We start from the raw sequence: 14,341 nt of genomic DNA on the forward strand, positions 1-14,341 counted from the left end.
GTGAATAATTGAACAAGTGTGTGGACTTGAAACTATATAACTAGCAAACTAGTTATATAAGAGGAGGTGATGAAGATGGAATGGACTTTGAAAACAGACGAAGAACTTCGCGAATCCTTACGTATCTGTCAATTTGATGAGAGAGAGCTCGAGCGACAAGCCGCCTTCCATAAAGGACTGGCTGATCCAACTCGGTTAAAGATCGTCCGCCTGTTAGGCATAGCCCCGATGTGCTTATGTGAACTGTCGAGCGCGCTCGAGATGCCGAACTCTACGTTGACACATCACCTCCGTTTGCTAGAGCGTGGTGAAGTCATTCGCTCGACACGCTTGGGACGGAACACTGTTTTCCAATTGATAGAGAAAGAAGTGGGTGAACATGTTTGATCGGATTGGAGACTTTATCGCATACGACGTCCTTGATCTAAGTGGCCGTTTCGGTGAAGCTGTACAATTTTTCGTGATGGACGTCGTGAAGATAACCGTGCTGATGAGCATTATGATTTTTGTGATCGGATATATTCGCAGTTATTTCCCTGTAGAAAAAGTTCGCGACTATTTGAGTGGCAAGCGGAAAGTTGGCGGATATATTGGTGCCGCTGGTCTAGGCGTCTTGTCACCATACTGTTCCTGCTCGACGATCCCCTTTTTCATCGGGTTCGTGGAAGCGGGTATTCCGCTCGGGATGACGTTCACGTTTCTCATCACGTCACCGATTGTGAATGAAATTTCTATCGTCCTTCTCATCTCAATGTTCGGTTGGAAGATCGCGTTCTTATATGTATTTGCAGGAGTGATGGTCGCGTTGTTCGCTGGCCTGCTAATTGAAAAGTTACATCTTGAAAAGTATGTGCAAGACTACGTATATCAAATCAAAAGTCAACAAGTCGCGGTCACGATTGAATTATCACAAGCAGATCGTTTAGTGACAGCGCTCAATAGCGTCTATGAGACCGTGAAAAAAGTGGGACCTTATTTACTGATTGGGATTGCGATCGCGGCAGGGTTTCACGGGTTCATCCCGGCCGAGTTCATTATGCGTGTCGCAGGGGGAGATAACTGGTATGGCCCAATCGTTGGAACGTTGATCGGGGTTCCGCTCTATTCCAATGCAATCGGGACGTTGCCAGTCATCGAGGTGCTCGTAGGGAAAGGAATGGCGATCGGAACGGCTCTTGCGTTCATGATGTCGACCGTCGCTTTGTCTGTACCTGAAGGTCTATTGTTGAGCCGAGTGTTGAAGAAAGAGCTCGTCATCATTTTCTTCGTCATTGTGACGTTAGGGATCACGGTAATTGGTTACTTATTCAACTTTATACTATGAGGAGGAGTCGAACATGAACATAAAAATTTTAGGGACCGGGTGTCGCAATTGCAAAACGCTGGAGCAAAATGTCGTAGAAGCGCTACGATTAACTGGGAAGACGGCGACGGTTGAAAAAGTGACGGACATCGAGCAAATTATGTCATATGGAATTATGAGCACGCCTGGCCTTGTCGTCAATGAGGAAATCAAATCGGTAGGGAAAGTTTTAACACCGAAATCGATCGCTAAATTCTTTTGAACGTTCAATCAAATAAGCGTTGCCCCAACGAATGTTGGAGCAACGCTTATTTGTGAGGGTCAGTCTTTTTTGACTTTCCCTTTCCAGTTTTTAAATCCGCCTTCAAGCATATAGATGTCGGTGTAGCCATTTTTCATGAGCAGTTTGGCCGCCTGGTTCGTACGTGACTTGCCTTGGCAGTACATGAGGATCGGTTGATCTTTCCGTAGCTCTTTCATCCGAAGTTTCATCTGGCCGACCGGGATATTACGGGCCCCGATGATGTGGCCTCCCTTGTACTCGTTCGGTTCACGGACGTCGATCAATTGTCCTTTGCGGAGCGAAGCGCGAAATTCTTCTTGTTTCATTTTTTTCAAACCACGAGCCGGCATGAAGCGCCAGACGATATATGCGATGAGCGCAGCCCAGAGGATGATGACGAGGATTGTTTCGATTCCCATTGATGTTCTCCCTTTCTCTATTAAGTTTCACCAACATTCATTATAAAGAATTTAAGGTCATGAGACAATGATTGACTAGACGATTTGCCCGTTCTGCTTTCGGTTTTACACGGGTTACGCTAAAATGGAGACTGGAGAACGGAACATAAGGGGAGGCTACGCCCATGCCGACACCGAGTATGGAAGACTACTTAGAACGAATCTACTTACTGATGGTCGAGAAAGGATACGCTCGTGTATCTGATATCGCCGAACATTTAGGGGTGCATCCCTCCTCAGTCACGAAAATGGTGCAAAAGTTAGACCGGGAAGGTTATTTGGTATATGAAAAATACAGAGGCCTGATGTTGACGAATAAAGGGCAGAAAATCGGCAAGCGGCTCGTCGAGCGGCATACGATGCTCGAGTCGTTCCTACGGCTGATCGGGGTCGATGAAGCGCACGTCTATGAGGATGTTGAAGGCATCGAACATCATTTGAGCTCGAACACGCTCGACTGCATGACCCAATTCGTCGAATTCTTCGAAGACAAACCTGAGCTGATGGAGCAGTTTCGACAGTTTCAAGAACTGAATATGACACGGGATGAGTGAAATCGACCGCGATCCGATTGTTGAATCGGATGGTGGTCTTTTTTTAGGCATTCGAAGCGAAAGCCGAACATTAACATCGTTTTATTGAATTAAAGTCTATTTTTAGGGTGATTGTATGATAGAATGGTTGCTGGATAGATAAACGAGGGGGTGACGGCGAACAATCGCCGACAAATGAACATTCAAATCAAAGGGAAGTTATTTGATGAAGCACAGATTAAACAGCGCGTCGCTGAACTCGCGGAACAGATCGAACGTGATGCGGCCGGGACGCCGATCGTCCTCGTCCCCGTGTTAAAAGGGTCACTCGTGTTCGCCGCTGATTTGATGCGACAGATGAAAGGGAGCGTCCAACTGGACACGGTCGCGACTTCGTCTTACGGGAAAAAGTCGGTCTCGAGCGGTAACGTCCAACTTCGGAAAGACCTCGACCTCGACGTCGAAGGGAAATATGTCGTCATTATCGAGGACATCATCGATACCGGCCAAACGCTCAAGTTTTTGTGTCAGCATATGAAGTTGCATCAACCGGGAGAATTGAAAATTTGCACGTTGCTCGATAAACCGGCTCGTCGCCTCGTCCAACTTGACGCGGATTATGTCGGATTCGAGATTCCAGATGAGTTCGTCATCGGGTACGGCATCGACTACGCGGAACAATACCGCAACTTACCGTATATCGGATTTGTCGAGACAGACTAAAAGGAGCGCCTCTCGAGGCGCTCCTTTTACATGTTCGCTTTCTTTTTCTTCTTGCCCTTTTTCCCTTCGATGACGGTCAGGTGAGGGGCGTCGCTGCGATGGACGCTCGTGCGCTTCGATAGTTTGGTCACGTTCGAGCCTGGTTTGGTGTTCTTTTTCTTAGCGGCCGCTGCGGAAGGTTTGACTTTGGGGCTATTGCCCGGTCGCGCCATCCGTTTTTTCGACGCTTGCGCGGTCTTCCGGTAACGCACGTCCTCGGCCGAAATTTTAGGAGCCATGAAGACCCGGTAAATCACGTAAAAGATTAACCCGAAAATACCGATGAAGAGTAGCTGTCTGAACAATCGACCAGGGTCGGTCGCTAACATATGTCCGACTCCGATGAATCCTAAAATGAACACGATGGTCGCCGCGGTCGAGCCGATTCTTTGTCTGATCATGGTGTTTTCCTCCTCTTTATCCCTCTCTTTGGACGTCCGGTTGACCGAGTTCGGAACGTTCCCACGTCTCGAACGCTTCGATGGCGACGCGGATCTGTTCGTCGTTCGGTTCGCGCGTCGTTAATAGTTGCAATGAAAGTCCTGGTTTACCGAGCACGGATAAAAACCGATGCTCCCGGAAGCGATTGGTGAATTGCAGCACCTCGAACGAGATGCCGATGACGACCGGCAACAGCGCGATCCGGCTGACGAGCCGGACCCAAAGTGGGTCGATCGGGACGACCATATAGACGCCGATGCCGACAAAAACGGTGAACAGGATGAAGCTTGAACCACACCGATAGTGGAGGCGTGAGCTTGAACGGACGTTATCAACGGTGATCGGTCGTCCGGATTCGTAGCAGTTGATAACTTTATGCTCGGCGCCATGATATTGGAAGACGCGTCTGATGAGCGGGGTCAATGAAATCAAGTATAGGTAGCTGAGCAGTAATACTAGTTTAATTCCCCCTTCGAGCAGGTTTTGAATCACGTGACCGGACAGTGCGGGCACGTTTTGGAACATAGCGGCAAGGAGCGCCGGGGTGACGTTGAAGATCAATTTGCCGAAGATGTAAGAAATGACACCGACGATGGCGATCATGATGACCATGAGGATGTTTTGCTTCTGCTCTGGCTTCTCCGTGACGTCTTCGCTCGGGTCGACGTCATAGCGATCGCTCGCGAAGTTCATGTGGGCCGATCCGTTCTTTAACGACTCGTATAAAGCGACGATGCCGCGAAGGAACGGGACTTTTTTCAACGATTGGACCCACGGGACGAGGAGTCGAGGCTGTTTGAACGTCTCGATCGATCCGTCTTTACGCCGGATGGCCGAGGCGCTCTCGGTGCGTCCTTGGAACATGACGCCTTCGACGAGTGCTTGACCGCCGACGGGGATCAACTTTTTATTTTTCATAGGTTCTCCTCGATTCTGACAAGTATATAGTTGAATTATAACGTGATTCGATCGAAAAACGAAACCTCAGGTGACGCGATTATCGCTCTTCGCATAAATTTGTTACAATAAGAAAGACTTGACGAATGAGGGGGAAGGCTTGTGCATATACTTGTCTTGAACGGACCGAATTTGAACTTGCTAGGTAGACGGGAACCGGATGTGTACGGGGATGTCTCGCTGAAAGGCTTGACGGCAGAACTGTTGCTCGAAGCACCGGGAGATGTTCGTCTCACGTTCATCCAGTCCAATCATGAAGGTGAGCTGATCGATGCGCTGCATGAGGCGTATGATTACGCGGGCGTCATCTTGAACGCCGGGGCGTATACGCATACGTCGATTGCATTGCGGGACGCGATTGCCGCTATTTCAGCCCCGGTCGTCGAAGTACATATCTCGAACGTGCATGCCCGTGAGTCGTTTCGTCACGAATCGAAACTTGCCGGTGTCTGCCTCGGCGTCATCAGTGGCTTCGGATTGACGAGCTATACGCTCGCGTTGCATGCACTCATCGAACATTGGAGGAATCGACATGATTGAACGCGTCAACAAGCTACAAGCTCAGTTAGAAATGAACGGGATCGATGGATTGCTCGTGACGAAACGAGAGAACATTCGTTACTTGTCTGGGTTTACCGGGTCGAGTGGGGTCATTTTGATCACAGCGAAGGCGGCGAGTTTCATCACGGACTTCCGCTATACCGAGCAGGCAGCTAGCCAAGTAACCGGTTATGACATCATCGAGCTCGAAACATCGCTCATCAAGTCGGTGTCTGACATCGCGAGCCGAGAAGGGGTGAAGCGTCTCGGAATCGAACAAGATGACATGACGGTCGGGACGTATCGGACGTATGAAAAAGAGGTAGCGGCTGAACTGGTCGAGACGTCAGGGATCGTGGAAAAGCTGCGCTTGATTAAGGACGAGGCAGAGATTAAGATAATGAAGGAAGCTGCGGCGATTGCTGATGCGGCGTTTGCCCACATCCAGACGTTCATTCGCCCGGGACGCACTGAGAAAGAAGTCGCCAATGAGTTGGAGATGTTCATGCGCGGCCAAGGTGCGGATTCGTCTTCATTCGATATGATCGTCGCTTCTGGTCATCGTTCGGCATTGCCGCACGGTGTGGCCAGTGACAAAGTCATCGAAGCCGGTGAACTCGTGACGCTCGACTTCGGAGCGTACTACAAAGGGTACTGTTCGGATATTACGCGTACGCTCGCAGTCGGCGAGATCTCAGACAAATTGCGCGAGATTTATGACACGGTGTTGCGTGCCCAACTGGCAGGCGTGGAAGGGACTCGGGCCGGTATCACTGGCATCGAGGCTGACGCGTTGACGCGTGACGTCATCAAAGAAGCCGGGTACGGCGAGTACTTCGGCCACTCAACCGGTCACGGACTCGGAATGGAAGTACATGAGGCGCCAGGGTTGTCGTTCCGGTCTGACACGGTGCTCGAACCTGGGATGGTCGTCACAATCGAGCCTGGGATCTACATCGCCGGCATCGGTGGCTGCCGTATCGAGGATGATGTCGTCATCACGAAGGATGGAAATGTCCGTCTCACGCAGTCGCCAAAAGAGTTAATCACGATCGAGGCTTGAGTCTCAGCTCATTTTTAGGAGGAAATCACTATGGTATCAGTAAACGATTTAAAGACAGGGTTAACAGTCAAAACATCAGATGGTTCGATTTGGCAAGTCATCGAGTTCCAACACGTCAAACCAGGTAAAGGCGCAGCGTTCGTTCGTACGAAAATGCGCAACTTACGTTCTGGCGCGATTCAAGAGACGACGTTCCGGGGCGGCGAGCGGGTCGAACGCGCTCACATCGAACGTAAAAAAATGCAGTATTTGTATCCGATGGGCGACACGTACGTCTTCATGGATACGGAGTCGTATGAGCAGCTCGAATTGACGGGCGAGCAAGTGAAAGCGGCGCTTCCGTTCATGCTCGAGAACATGGAAGTGAGCATCGCTGATTATAACGGTGAGATCCTCGGGATCGAACTTCCGACGACGGTCGTCTTGACGATCACAGAAGCTGACCCAGGTGTTAAAGGGGATACGGCGTCGAACGTCAAAAAGAACGCTACGGTCGAAACTGGCCATATCATTCAAGTCCCGCTCTTCATCGAGCCAGGTGAAAAAGTGACGGTCGACACACGTACCGGCGACTTCATGGGACGTTATAACGGGTAATACGAGCAGTGTCCATTCAAACGAATGGGCACTTTTTTTGTCGTTGCATTCACTGGTCTGACCAGTTATAGTAGAGTAGAGATTAGTACCAGGTATAAATAGGGGGTTTATTTCATGCAAATCGATCATATTAAAGAGCTGATTGAACTGCTCGACCAGACGTCTATCCATGAGATGGAGCTTGAGACGTCCGAGTTCAAACTGTCATTAAAAAAAGAAACGGCGCAGCAAATCGTCACGAGCACACCGCTTGCTCAACCGAGTACTGCTCCGTTATCTGCACCAGCCGTAGAAGAGAGCGAAGCGCCTCAAGCGGAAGTGAGCAACTTACGTACCATCACATCACCGATGGTCGGAACGTTTTATTCACGCCCGGCCCCGGATAAAGACTCGTACGTCAAAGTAGGCGACCGTGTCGAGACGGGTCAGGTCGTCTGTATATTAGAAGCGATGAAACTGTTCAACGATGTCGAGGCCGAAATCAGCGGGGAAGTCGTTGAAATCCTCGTCGCCGACGGCGATCTAGTCGAATATGGCCAAGCGCTCTTTAGCGTGAAGTGAGGGTGCTATGAAATTACTCATTGCAAACCGCGGCGAGATCGCGGTACGAATTATTCGGGCAGCCAAAGAAATGAATATCCCGACAGTCGCCGTCTTTTCGGAGGCAGATCGTGAGTCGTTGCACGTTCGTCTCGCGGACGAGGCGTATTGTATCGGGCCGAACCCGTCGAAAGACTCTTATTTGAATATCCCGAACATCTTGTCGGTCGCTTGTGCGGTCGATGCGACGATGATCCATCCTGGCTATGGATTTTTGGCAGAAAATGCCGAGTTCGCCGAGATGAGTGAAGCGTGCGGGATCCAGTTCGTCGGTCCGAGCAGCTATGCGATTCGGAAGATGGGCATTAAAGACGAAGCGAAACGGACGATGATCGAGTCAGGTGTTCCCGTCGTCCCGGGATCGAGCGGTGTCGTGACGGATGATGAGGCGATTGAACTCGCTCGAGAAATCGGTTATCCGGTCATCATCAAGGCGACGGCCGGAGGCGGCGGACGCGGGATTCGTGTCGCTTTCGACGAAGAAGAGCTCATCAAAGGACTCGTCGCGACCCGTAAAGAAGCGAAACAAGCTTTTGGGAACGGCGACGTCTATTTAGAGAAATATATCGAATCGTTCCGTCACGTCGAGGTGCAAGTGCTCGCTGACCAGTATGGGAACGTCATTCATTTAGGAGAACGGGACTGCACGATCCAACGCCGGATGCAGAAACTGATCGAGGAGGCCCCGTCGCCTGCGATCGACGAGGCGACGCGTCAAGCGATGGGAGAAGCGGCCGTCAAAGCGGCGAAAGCGATCCAATACTCGAGCGCTGGGACGATCGAATTTATTTACGTCCCTGAATCGAACGAGTTTTACTTTATGGAAATGAACACGCGAATCCAAGTCGAGCATCCGGTCACGGAGATGATCACCGGCTTTGATCTCGTCCAAGCGCAACTTGAAGTCGCGCTCGGGCATCCGCTCGCCATCTCACAGGCCGATATCGTCTTTAGCGGTCATTCGATCGAATGCCGCATTAACGCCGAAGACCCGTTCACCGACTTCCGTCCGATGGCCGGCAAGATCGATCAATATATCGTTCCAGGAGGAATGGGGGTACGGGTCGACAGCGGCCTGTTCGCAGGCGCCGTCATCCCGCCGTTTTATGACTCGATGGTGGCGAAGTTGATCGTCCACGCCCCGACGCGTGAAGAAGCGATCGCGAAGATGCTTCGTGCCCTTGACGAGTTCACAGTATCGGGCATTCATACGACGATCCCGTTCCATCAACAAGTTATGGCGCACGAACATTTTCGCAACGGTGCGTTCGACACGAAATTTGTCGAAAAAGAAATGATACTGACGAAATGAGTCGAACGAGGAAGCCCGAACATTATTTCGGTCTTCCTCGTTTTTTGTACTGAATTTGTGAGTGCTTTATGCTAAACTATCACAGTCAACAACCCGCCACTTAACGCCTTGACGGTCCGTTTGAGGTGGGGGCTTGCGTCCATCGAGGACTCGACGGCGCCTCTACCCTCGTAGAGTACGGTTACGCTCGTTCCTGCCCGGTAGTGCGGACGGCGCTCATGCGCCTCCTACCTTCGCGTGGCGGAACATCGGGACGGTTGACCTCGCCCCTTCCATGGGGGTCATGCTCCCGTGGCACCTGTACCGATGTGTTCGATGCCTTTCCGATGCAGGTTCATCGCGCCGACGCGGTCATCATTCGATCGGTACCGGCAGTTCTTGCATTGGAACGTGTGCAGCTTCTTGTCCCGGTTCGCCTTCTCGGTGTGCCCGCATGTCGGACAGGTCTGGGAGGTGTGTCTCGGGTCGACGACGATCACCTTCTGACCGTTCAGTGCGGCCTTGTACTCGAGCATGCGACGGAACTGGTAGAACGCCCACGACACGGAGACGTAGCGGTTTCTCGCCCGCACCTTTTCTGTGGCGGCATGGATGCCGGTCAGGTCCTCCAACACGAACAGCGTGCCCCTCGGGTATCGGTCGACGAGTGCCTTCGTGACCTGATGGTTCACATCGGTCACATAACGGTTTTCTCTCGAGCCGAGCTGTCTCAGCCGCTTGCGGGCCGATGGGGTCTGCCGTCGTTGGAGCTGTTCGCGGGTGGCTTTAAACGTGCCTCGCTTGTGCTTCACCATTCTTCCGTCGTAGAAGGTGGTCTCGCCCTGGCTGTCGTACGTGACCGCCAGGAAGTTGATGCCGAGGTCCACACCGACGATGTTTGTGACGCAAGCGTCGTCGAGTTCGGGGAACGCCTTCGTCACGGGGATGTGTAGGAACCATTTCTCGTGTTTGTGCACCAGTTTGGCTGTGCCGAACCGCCACGTCCCGTTGAAGTACTGCCTCATGCCCTTACGCGCATAGTCCAGCTTGATCCGACCGTCCAGCGTGTTCACGCTGAACCGGTCCCGGGTGAGCGAGTAGTCGCGGTTCCAGACGAGGTCGTATTCGGGGCGCTTGAACTCGATAAGGGACCACGCGTGCCCGTTCGACTTCGCCGACTTGTACCTAGCGATCACCGTCTTCATGACCGACTGGGCCATCTGGCTCTTCAAGCCGAACCGTTTCCGGAGCTCTGCGTAGTGCGAATCGTTGAGGATGGCAAGGTTCAGGTCCCTCGTCTCGAAGACGTGTCCCGACAGCCAGTCACAAGCCGACCGGTATGCGTCCATCGTTGCCCTCAGGATAGCCGCTTGAGGGGGTGGGACGAAGAGTTGGACCTTCGCAGTGATGGTGGACATTGGGTTCACCGCCTTTCACTAGAGATAATATTTTTTTCCCGTAGAGAACAGTTTACAAACGAACAACCGGAGAGGATGGGCAAGAGATGAGGCCGGTATCGATAGCGACGTTGTCTGCCAAAACGGACATGCGTGATTCAGTCCCGGCGGCAATTTCTCCCCCACTTATCGTCGGGCTGTGCCCGGAGCACGATTGAAGTAGGGGTATCCTTGCCGATTAAAGATGAAAGCAAGCAAAAGGAGAGTATCTGAATGAAACGTCATGAAGCACGGGAAAAAGCGATTCAAACGCTTTTTCAAATCGAAGTATCAAAACTTGAGGTAGACGAGGCTATCGAATTTGCCCTTGATGGCATGGACTCTGATCCATTCTACGAACAACTCGTCGTTGGAACGTTGGAGAAAAAAGATGAGATTGACGAATTGCTCATCGAAAACTTGAAAAACTGGAGACTCGACCGTCTCGGAAATGTCGAGCGGACGATTCTCCGCATGGCGACGTACGAGTTGCTCTACGTCGAGACGATTCCGGACAAAGTCACGATCAACGAGGCGGTCGAACTCGCCAAATCGTTCGCCGATGAAGAAGCGGCCAAGCTCGTCAACGGCGTGCTCGGTAACATCATTAAAGCGTAAGCGAAGACAAGCACACGGTCTGTTAAACAAATAGAGAAGACACCACACCAACTACAGAGAAACCTAAGACAATGGGGGATGAGAGAGATGGCAGTAGTGATCGACGGGAAACAAATCGCAGCATCGTATCGGGAAACGTTGAAAGAACAGGTGACGGCTCTTCGGTCACGCGGGATCATACCGAAATTAAAAGTCGTTTTAATCGGGAATGACCCGGCGAGCCACAGTTATGTTCGCGGGAAAGAGCGGGCGGCCGAAGAGATTGGCATCGACTCGCAAATACTTCGATTTGATGAAGACATGACCGAGGCAGAGTTACTAAAGCTGATTGATTTATTGAATGACGATCATGAGGTGCACGGGATTCTCGTCCAACTTCCGTTACCGAACCATATCGATGAATCCCGCGTCATCATGCGGATTTCTCCAGAAAAAGACGTCGATGGCTTCCATCCGGAGAACGTCGGGAAAATGATGCTCGGTCTTGACACACTGTTGCCGTGCACGCCGCACGGGATCTTGCATCTTGTCAAAACGCAGACCGATCTCGTCGGGAAGCATGTCGTCGTCGTCGGGAGAAGCCAAATCGTCGGCAAACCGGTCGGCATGCTGTTTTTGAACGAGTCAGCGACCGTCACGTATTGTCATTCGAAGACGGCTGACCTCGGAGCGATGACGAGACAGGCTGATATTTTGATCGTCGCGGTCGGTCGGGCCGGACTCGTCACGGCCGACATGGTCAAACCAGGTGCGATCGTCATCGACGTCGGTGTCAACCGTGTCGACAATCGTCTCGTCGGGGATGTCGACTATGAAGGTGTCAAAGACGTGGCGAGCGCCATCACGCCTGTACCTGGCGGCGTCGGACCGATGACGATCACGATGCTCATGCATAACACGGTCGAGGTCGCTTCGCGTGGCTAATCCGATTCAAGTGTCCGAAGTCGTCCGTTACGTCAAACGACAGCTTGACGACGATCCGATTTTACAACAAATCGCGGTCGTCGGTGAGATCTCGAACTTTAAACGTTACGCTTCGGGTCATTGTTATTTCACGTTGAAAGATGAGACGTCTCGTATGAAAGCCGTCATGTTTTCACGTGACGCCAGAACACTCACGTTCGAACCGACAGACGGGATGAACGTCGTCGTCGTCGCGCGCGTGACGATGTACGAGGCGACGGGTGACGTTCAACTGTACGTTGAACTGATGCGTCAAGACGGTGTCGGTCTATTGTTTGAGCGTTACGAGGCGAGAAAACGCGAACTCGAAGCGAAGGGGTGGTTCGACGCGGAACGGAAGCGTTCGCTCCCGGCCTTCCCTGAACGAATCGGGATCATTACGTCTCCCAAAGGTGCTGCCTTGCACGACATCGCGACGACACTTCGGCGCCGGGCGCCACACGTGGCCATCACGTTCGCCCCGGTTGCCGTCCAAGGTGACTTGGCGGCCCCGCAAGTGGCGAGTGCGATTCGCTGGATGAACGAACGGACGGACTGTGACGTCTTGATCGTCGGCCGGGGCGGCGGCTCGATCGAGGAACTGTGGGCGTTCAACGAAGATATCGTCGTTGAAGCGATTTACAACTCGACGATTCCGGTCATCTCGGCCGTCGGTCACGAAACCGACTTCACGCTTGCCGATTTCGTCGCCGACTTACGTGCGGCCACACCGACGGCTGCGGCGGAACTCGCGACGGCGACGATCGATGCGCAGCGAAAAGACGTCGAGCGTTTGACGATGCAGTTGCAGCGTTCCGTCACGAATCAAATGACTGCTGTGCGCGACCGGCTCGAACGGGCGGCGAACAGCTACGGGTTGAAGTCGCCGCGGTTCACGCTCTCACAAAAACGGGACCGGTTCGCTCAGGCTGAGATCCGTCTCGAGCAAGGTGTCACCAAACAACTGACGTTCGCCCGCCATCGCCTCGCTCAATCGCAGCAGCGGCTCGATGTCCGGGATTTAACCCGGGCGTTGCGGACGAACGATGAACGGTACCGTCAATTTGAAGGACGACTGAACCGGATTCGGCCGCTCGAACGGCCGACCGAACGCTTTGCCGCGCAGATCGGCAGGTTGCATGCGGTCAGCCCGCTCGCGGTCCTATCCCGAGGCTATACGCTTACCGAGCAAGACGGGACGTACGTGAAAGATGTCAAACAACTACATGACGGAGTCGTGACGATCCGTTTCCGTGACGGTCATGCCGTCGCGGAAGTGAAGGAGAGACATTATGGCGAAGAAACAAGAAGAACAGACGTTTGAGACGGCGCTAGCCCGACTCGAAGACATCGTGGCGAAACTTGAGACTGGAGAAGTCGCGCTTGAAGAAGCGATGACGCTCTATGAGGAAGGTGTTCGTCTGTCGGCGCTTTGTCAGTCAAAATTGACGGCTGCCGAAAAGAAAATGGACGAAATTTTAGAACTGGACGGTACGCTCCGTGACAAAGGAGGCGCCGTATGAGTCAGTTGATGCTCGATGAGTGGAAACGTGCGGTCGAACAGGCGATGAGTCGTCTCGTTGACGACGCGGCCATGCCGAAGCGACTGTTCGAAGCGATGACCTATTCATTAGAGGCAGGTGGGAAACGGATTCGTCCGGCCCTCCTGTACGCCGTCCTCGATACATACGGCCGACCGATTGAACTCGGTCACGAAGCCGCCGTCGCACTCGAGATGGTACATACGTATTCACTCATTCATGACGATTTGCCGGCGATGGACGACGACGATGTCCGCAGAGGCCGTCCGACGAACCATCGTCAGTTTGATGAAGCGACCGCGATCCTTGCGGGCGATGCGCTCTTGACGGACGCATTTCAAGTGATCACCCGCACGCACGCCGCGCCTGAAAAACTAGTGAGTTTGATTTCACGGTTCAGCGAGGCGGCCGGTAGTGCCGGGATGGTAGGTGGACAGCTAGACGATATGCTAGCCGAGAAACGACAACACGTATCGTTAGAGACGCTTCAGTCGATTCATGCCCGCAAGACCGGGGCGCTGCTCGTCTATGCGCTCGAAGCAGGAGCAATTTTGGCCGATGCGTCCGCAAGCGACCAAGCGGCATTGAAGCGTTTCGGAGCGCATCTCGGTGTTGCGTTCCAAATCCAAGATGACATTTTAGACGTCGAAGGCGACGAGGCGTTGATCGGGAAGCGTGTCGGTTCGGATGAAGGGAACGATAAATCGACGTATCCGAAGCTGCTCGGTCTTGACGGTGCGAAACAAGCGCTCGCTCAAGAAGTCGCACAAGCTGAAGCTGCGCTCGCCGAACTGTCGGTCGCTTCACCTCGTTTGCATGAGCTACTTTACTTTGTCGTCAAACGCAATCATTGACTTTAGGTGACACGATGAGCACATCGTGTCACCTTTGTTTTTCTGTATGTATAGCATATATGGACACATTCTTGTAAAATGTAAGGTACGAATCAGTAATACGACAGGAGAAAGGATGGTCA

Annotated in this window: 19 protein-coding genes; 15 read left to right on the plus strand and 4 right to left on the minus strand. The window is 52.5% G+C overall.

Translation table 11 applies throughout. The features are described 5' to 3' along the window. Positions 1-75: 75 nt before the first annotated feature. From KNP77_RS12010 to KNP77_RS12020, 3 genes are read left to right on the plus strand one after another with little or no spacing between them, the layout of a single operon-like run. On the plus strand, positions 76-387 hold the full coding sequence (locus KNP77_RS12010; protein ID WP_251139062.1) for an ArsR/SmtB family transcription factor: 312 nt from the start codon (positions 76-78) through the stop codon (positions 385-387). Further along, complete coding sequence (locus KNP77_RS12015) at positions 380-1,324, plus strand: permease (RefSeq protein WP_131507196.1); 945 nt, start codon at positions 380-382, stop codon at positions 1,322-1,324. The genes KNP77_RS12010 and KNP77_RS12015 overlap by 8 nt, the downstream gene beginning before the upstream one ends. Positions 1,325-1,337: 13 nt before the next feature. Then, a complete protein-coding gene (locus KNP77_RS12020) occupies positions 1,338-1,565 on the plus strand; it encodes a thioredoxin family protein (RefSeq protein ID WP_035386597.1) in 228 nt (75 codons plus the stop codon). A gap of 59 nt (positions 1,566-1,624) precedes the next feature. Here the strand turns inward: KNP77_RS12020 and KNP77_RS12025 are convergent, their stop codons facing one another. After that, on the minus strand, positions 1,625-2,005 hold the full coding sequence (locus KNP77_RS12025; RefSeq protein ID WP_016510373.1) for a rhodanese-like domain-containing protein: 381 nt from the start codon (positions 2,003-2,005) through the stop codon (positions 1,625-1,627). A 164-nt stretch (positions 2,006-2,169) separates the two neighbouring features. On the opposite strand from KNP77_RS12025, the gene mntR reads away from it, so the two are divergent. Both mntR and hpt read left to right on the plus strand, forming a co-directional pair. Further along, positions 2,170-2,598, plus strand: a complete 429-nt coding sequence (mntR, locus tag KNP77_RS12030) for a transcriptional regulator MntR (protein WP_070327049.1) — start codon at positions 2,170-2,172, stop codon at positions 2,596-2,598. 174 nt (positions 2,599-2,772) lie between these two features. Continuing rightward, positions 2,773-3,300 carry a hypoxanthine phosphoribosyltransferase gene (gene hpt, locus KNP77_RS12035; protein ID WP_070327050.1) on the plus strand — a complete coding sequence of 176 codons (528 nt, stop codon included), beginning with the start codon at positions 2,773-2,775 and terminating at the stop codon, positions 3,298-3,300. A gap of 26 nt (positions 3,301-3,326) precedes the next feature. Here hpt and KNP77_RS12040 read toward each other — a convergent pair whose 3' ends face one another. Continuing rightward, complete coding sequence (locus KNP77_RS12040) at positions 3,327-3,740, minus strand: SA1362 family protein (protein WP_016510385.1); 414 nt, start codon at positions 3,738-3,740, stop codon at positions 3,327-3,329. Between the two features lie 16 nt (positions 3,741-3,756). Further along, positions 3,757-4,698 carry a DUF1385 domain-containing protein gene (locus tag KNP77_RS12045; protein ID WP_071397716.1) on the minus strand — a complete coding sequence of 314 codons (942 nt, stop codon included), beginning with the start codon at positions 4,696-4,698 and terminating at the stop codon, positions 3,757-3,759. A gap of 141 nt (positions 4,699-4,839) precedes the next feature. On the opposite strand from KNP77_RS12045, the gene aroQ reads away from it, so the two are divergent. The 5 genes from aroQ to accC all read left to right on the plus strand — a co-directional run bounded on the left by aroQ (position 4,840) and on the right by accC (position 8,849). Continuing rightward, positions 4,840-5,277 (plus strand): type II 3-dehydroquinate dehydratase, encoded by a 438-nt coding sequence (gene aroQ / locus KNP77_RS12050; RefSeq protein WP_070327052.1) that lies wholly within the window; start codon positions 4,840-4,842, stop codon positions 5,275-5,277. Further along, complete coding sequence (locus KNP77_RS12055; RefSeq protein ID WP_070327905.1) at positions 5,273-6,340, plus strand: M24 family metallopeptidase; 1,068 nt, start codon at positions 5,273-5,275, stop codon at positions 6,338-6,340. The genes aroQ and KNP77_RS12055 overlap by 5 nt, the downstream gene beginning before the upstream one ends. A 30-nt stretch (positions 6,341-6,370) precedes the next feature. Beyond that, positions 6,371-6,937 carry an elongation factor P gene (gene efp / locus KNP77_RS12060; RefSeq protein ID WP_070327053.1) on the plus strand — a complete coding sequence of 189 codons (567 nt, stop codon included), beginning with the start codon at positions 6,371-6,373 and terminating at the stop codon, positions 6,935-6,937. Positions 6,938-7,051: 114 nt separating this feature from the next. After that, entirely contained in the window at positions 7,052-7,498 is a 447-nt protein-coding gene (accB, locus tag KNP77_RS12065) for an acetyl-CoA carboxylase biotin carboxyl carrier protein (protein WP_214890999.1), read from the plus strand. A 7-nt stretch (positions 7,499-7,505) separates the two neighbouring features. Then, a complete protein-coding gene (gene accC, locus KNP77_RS12070; protein ID WP_131463732.1) occupies positions 7,506-8,849 on the plus strand; it encodes an acetyl-CoA carboxylase biotin carboxylase subunit in 1,344 nt (447 codons plus the stop codon). A gap of 281 nt (positions 8,850-9,130) precedes the next feature. On the opposite strand, the gene KNP77_RS12075 is transcribed toward accC, so the two are convergent. Continuing rightward, the gene (locus KNP77_RS12075; RefSeq protein ID WP_214891001.1) at positions 9,131-10,246 is read right to left on the minus strand and encodes an RNA-guided endonuclease InsQ/TnpB family protein; all 1,116 of its coding nucleotides are present in this window, start codon (positions 10,244-10,246) and stop codon (positions 9,131-9,133) included. A 252-nt stretch (positions 10,247-10,498) separates the two neighbouring features. On the opposite strand from KNP77_RS12075, the gene nusB reads away from it, so the two are divergent. The 5 genes from nusB (at position 10,499) to KNP77_RS12100 (ending at position 14,219) form a co-directional block, all read left to right on the plus strand. After that, positions 10,499-10,882 carry a transcription antitermination factor NusB gene (gene nusB, locus KNP77_RS12080; protein WP_131458862.1) on the plus strand — a complete coding sequence of 128 codons (384 nt, stop codon included), beginning with the start codon at positions 10,499-10,501 and terminating at the stop codon, positions 10,880-10,882. An 87-nt stretch (positions 10,883-10,969) separates the two neighbouring features. Next, positions 10,970-11,806, plus strand: a complete 837-nt coding sequence (gene folD / locus KNP77_RS12085) for a bifunctional methylenetetrahydrofolate dehydrogenase/methenyltetrahydrofolate cyclohydrolase FolD (RefSeq protein ID WP_214891003.1) — start codon at positions 10,970-10,972, stop codon at positions 11,804-11,806. Beyond that, complete coding sequence (gene xseA, locus KNP77_RS12090) at positions 11,799-13,148, plus strand: exodeoxyribonuclease VII large subunit (protein ID WP_214891005.1); 1,350 nt, start codon at positions 11,799-11,801, stop codon at positions 13,146-13,148. Before folD ends, xseA begins: the two co-directional genes overlap by 8 nt. Continuing rightward, positions 13,117-13,347 carry an exodeoxyribonuclease VII small subunit gene (gene xseB / locus KNP77_RS12095; RefSeq protein ID WP_016510387.1) on the plus strand — a complete coding sequence of 77 codons (231 nt, stop codon included), beginning with the start codon at positions 13,117-13,119 and terminating at the stop codon, positions 13,345-13,347. The genes xseA and xseB overlap by 32 nt, the downstream gene beginning before the upstream one ends. After that, positions 13,344-14,219 carry a polyprenyl synthetase family protein gene (locus KNP77_RS12100; protein WP_070327060.1) on the plus strand — a complete coding sequence of 292 codons (876 nt, stop codon included), beginning with the start codon at positions 13,344-13,346 and terminating at the stop codon, positions 14,217-14,219. Before xseB ends, KNP77_RS12100 begins: the two co-directional genes overlap by 4 nt. Positions 14,220-14,341: the final 122 nt, after the last annotated feature.

It is taken from the genome of Exiguobacterium sp. s142 (assembly GCF_018618455.1).
GTDB classification, from domain to species: domain Bacteria; phylum Bacillota; class Bacilli; order Exiguobacteriales; family Exiguobacteriaceae; genus Exiguobacterium; species Exiguobacterium aurantiacum_A.

What these genes read in the sequence shown, in the direction of transcription:
- KNP77_RS12010 (WP_251139062.1), top strand. Translation starts at nt 76, where the DNA reads ATGGAATGGACTTTGAAAACAGACGAAGAACTTCGCGAATCCTTACGT.
- KNP77_RS12015 (WP_131507196.1), top strand. Translation starts at nt 380, where the DNA reads ATGTTTGATCGGATTGGAGACTTTATCGCATACGACGTCCTTGATCTA.
- KNP77_RS12020 (WP_035386597.1), top strand. Translation starts at nt 1,338, where the DNA reads ATGAACATAAAAATTTTAGGGACCGGGTGTCGCAATTGCAAAACGCTG.
- KNP77_RS12025 (WP_016510373.1), bottom strand. Translation starts at nt 2,005, where the DNA reads ATGGGAATCGAAACAATCCTCGTCATCATCCTCTGGGCTGCGCTCATC.
- mntR (WP_070327049.1), top strand. Translation starts at nt 2,170, where the DNA reads ATGCCGACACCGAGTATGGAAGACTACTTAGAACGAATCTACTTACTG.
- hpt (WP_070327050.1), top strand. Translation starts at nt 2,773, where the DNA reads ATGAACATTCAAATCAAAGGGAAGTTATTTGATGAAGCACAGATTAAA.
- KNP77_RS12040 (WP_016510385.1), bottom strand. Translation starts at nt 3,740, where the DNA reads ATGATCAGACAAAGAATCGGCTCGACCGCGGCGACCATCGTGTTCATT.
- KNP77_RS12045 (WP_071397716.1), bottom strand. Translation starts at nt 4,698, where the DNA reads ATGAAAAATAAAAAGTTGATCCCCGTCGGCGGTCAAGCACTCGTCGAA.
- efp (WP_070327053.1), top strand. Translation starts at nt 6,371, where the DNA reads ATGGTATCAGTAAACGATTTAAAGACAGGGTTAACAGTCAAAACATCA.
- accB (WP_214890999.1), top strand. Translation starts at nt 7,052, where the DNA reads ATGCAAATCGATCATATTAAAGAGCTGATTGAACTGCTCGACCAGACG.
- accC (WP_131463732.1), top strand. Translation starts at nt 7,506, where the DNA reads ATGAAATTACTCATTGCAAACCGCGGCGAGATCGCGGTACGAATTATT.
- KNP77_RS12075 (WP_214891001.1), bottom strand. Translation starts at nt 10,246, where the DNA reads ATGTCCACCATCACTGCGAAGGTCCAACTCTTCGTCCCACCCCCTCAA.
- nusB (WP_131458862.1), top strand. Translation starts at nt 10,499, where the DNA reads ATGAAACGTCATGAAGCACGGGAAAAAGCGATTCAAACGCTTTTTCAA.
- folD (WP_214891003.1), top strand. Translation starts at nt 10,970, where the DNA reads ATGGCAGTAGTGATCGACGGGAAACAAATCGCAGCATCGTATCGGGAA.
- xseB (WP_016510387.1), top strand. Translation starts at nt 13,117, where the DNA reads ATGGCGAAGAAACAAGAAGAACAGACGTTTGAGACGGCGCTAGCCCGA.
- KNP77_RS12100 (WP_070327060.1), top strand. Translation starts at nt 13,344, where the DNA reads ATGAGTCAGTTGATGCTCGATGAGTGGAAACGTGCGGTCGAACAGGCG.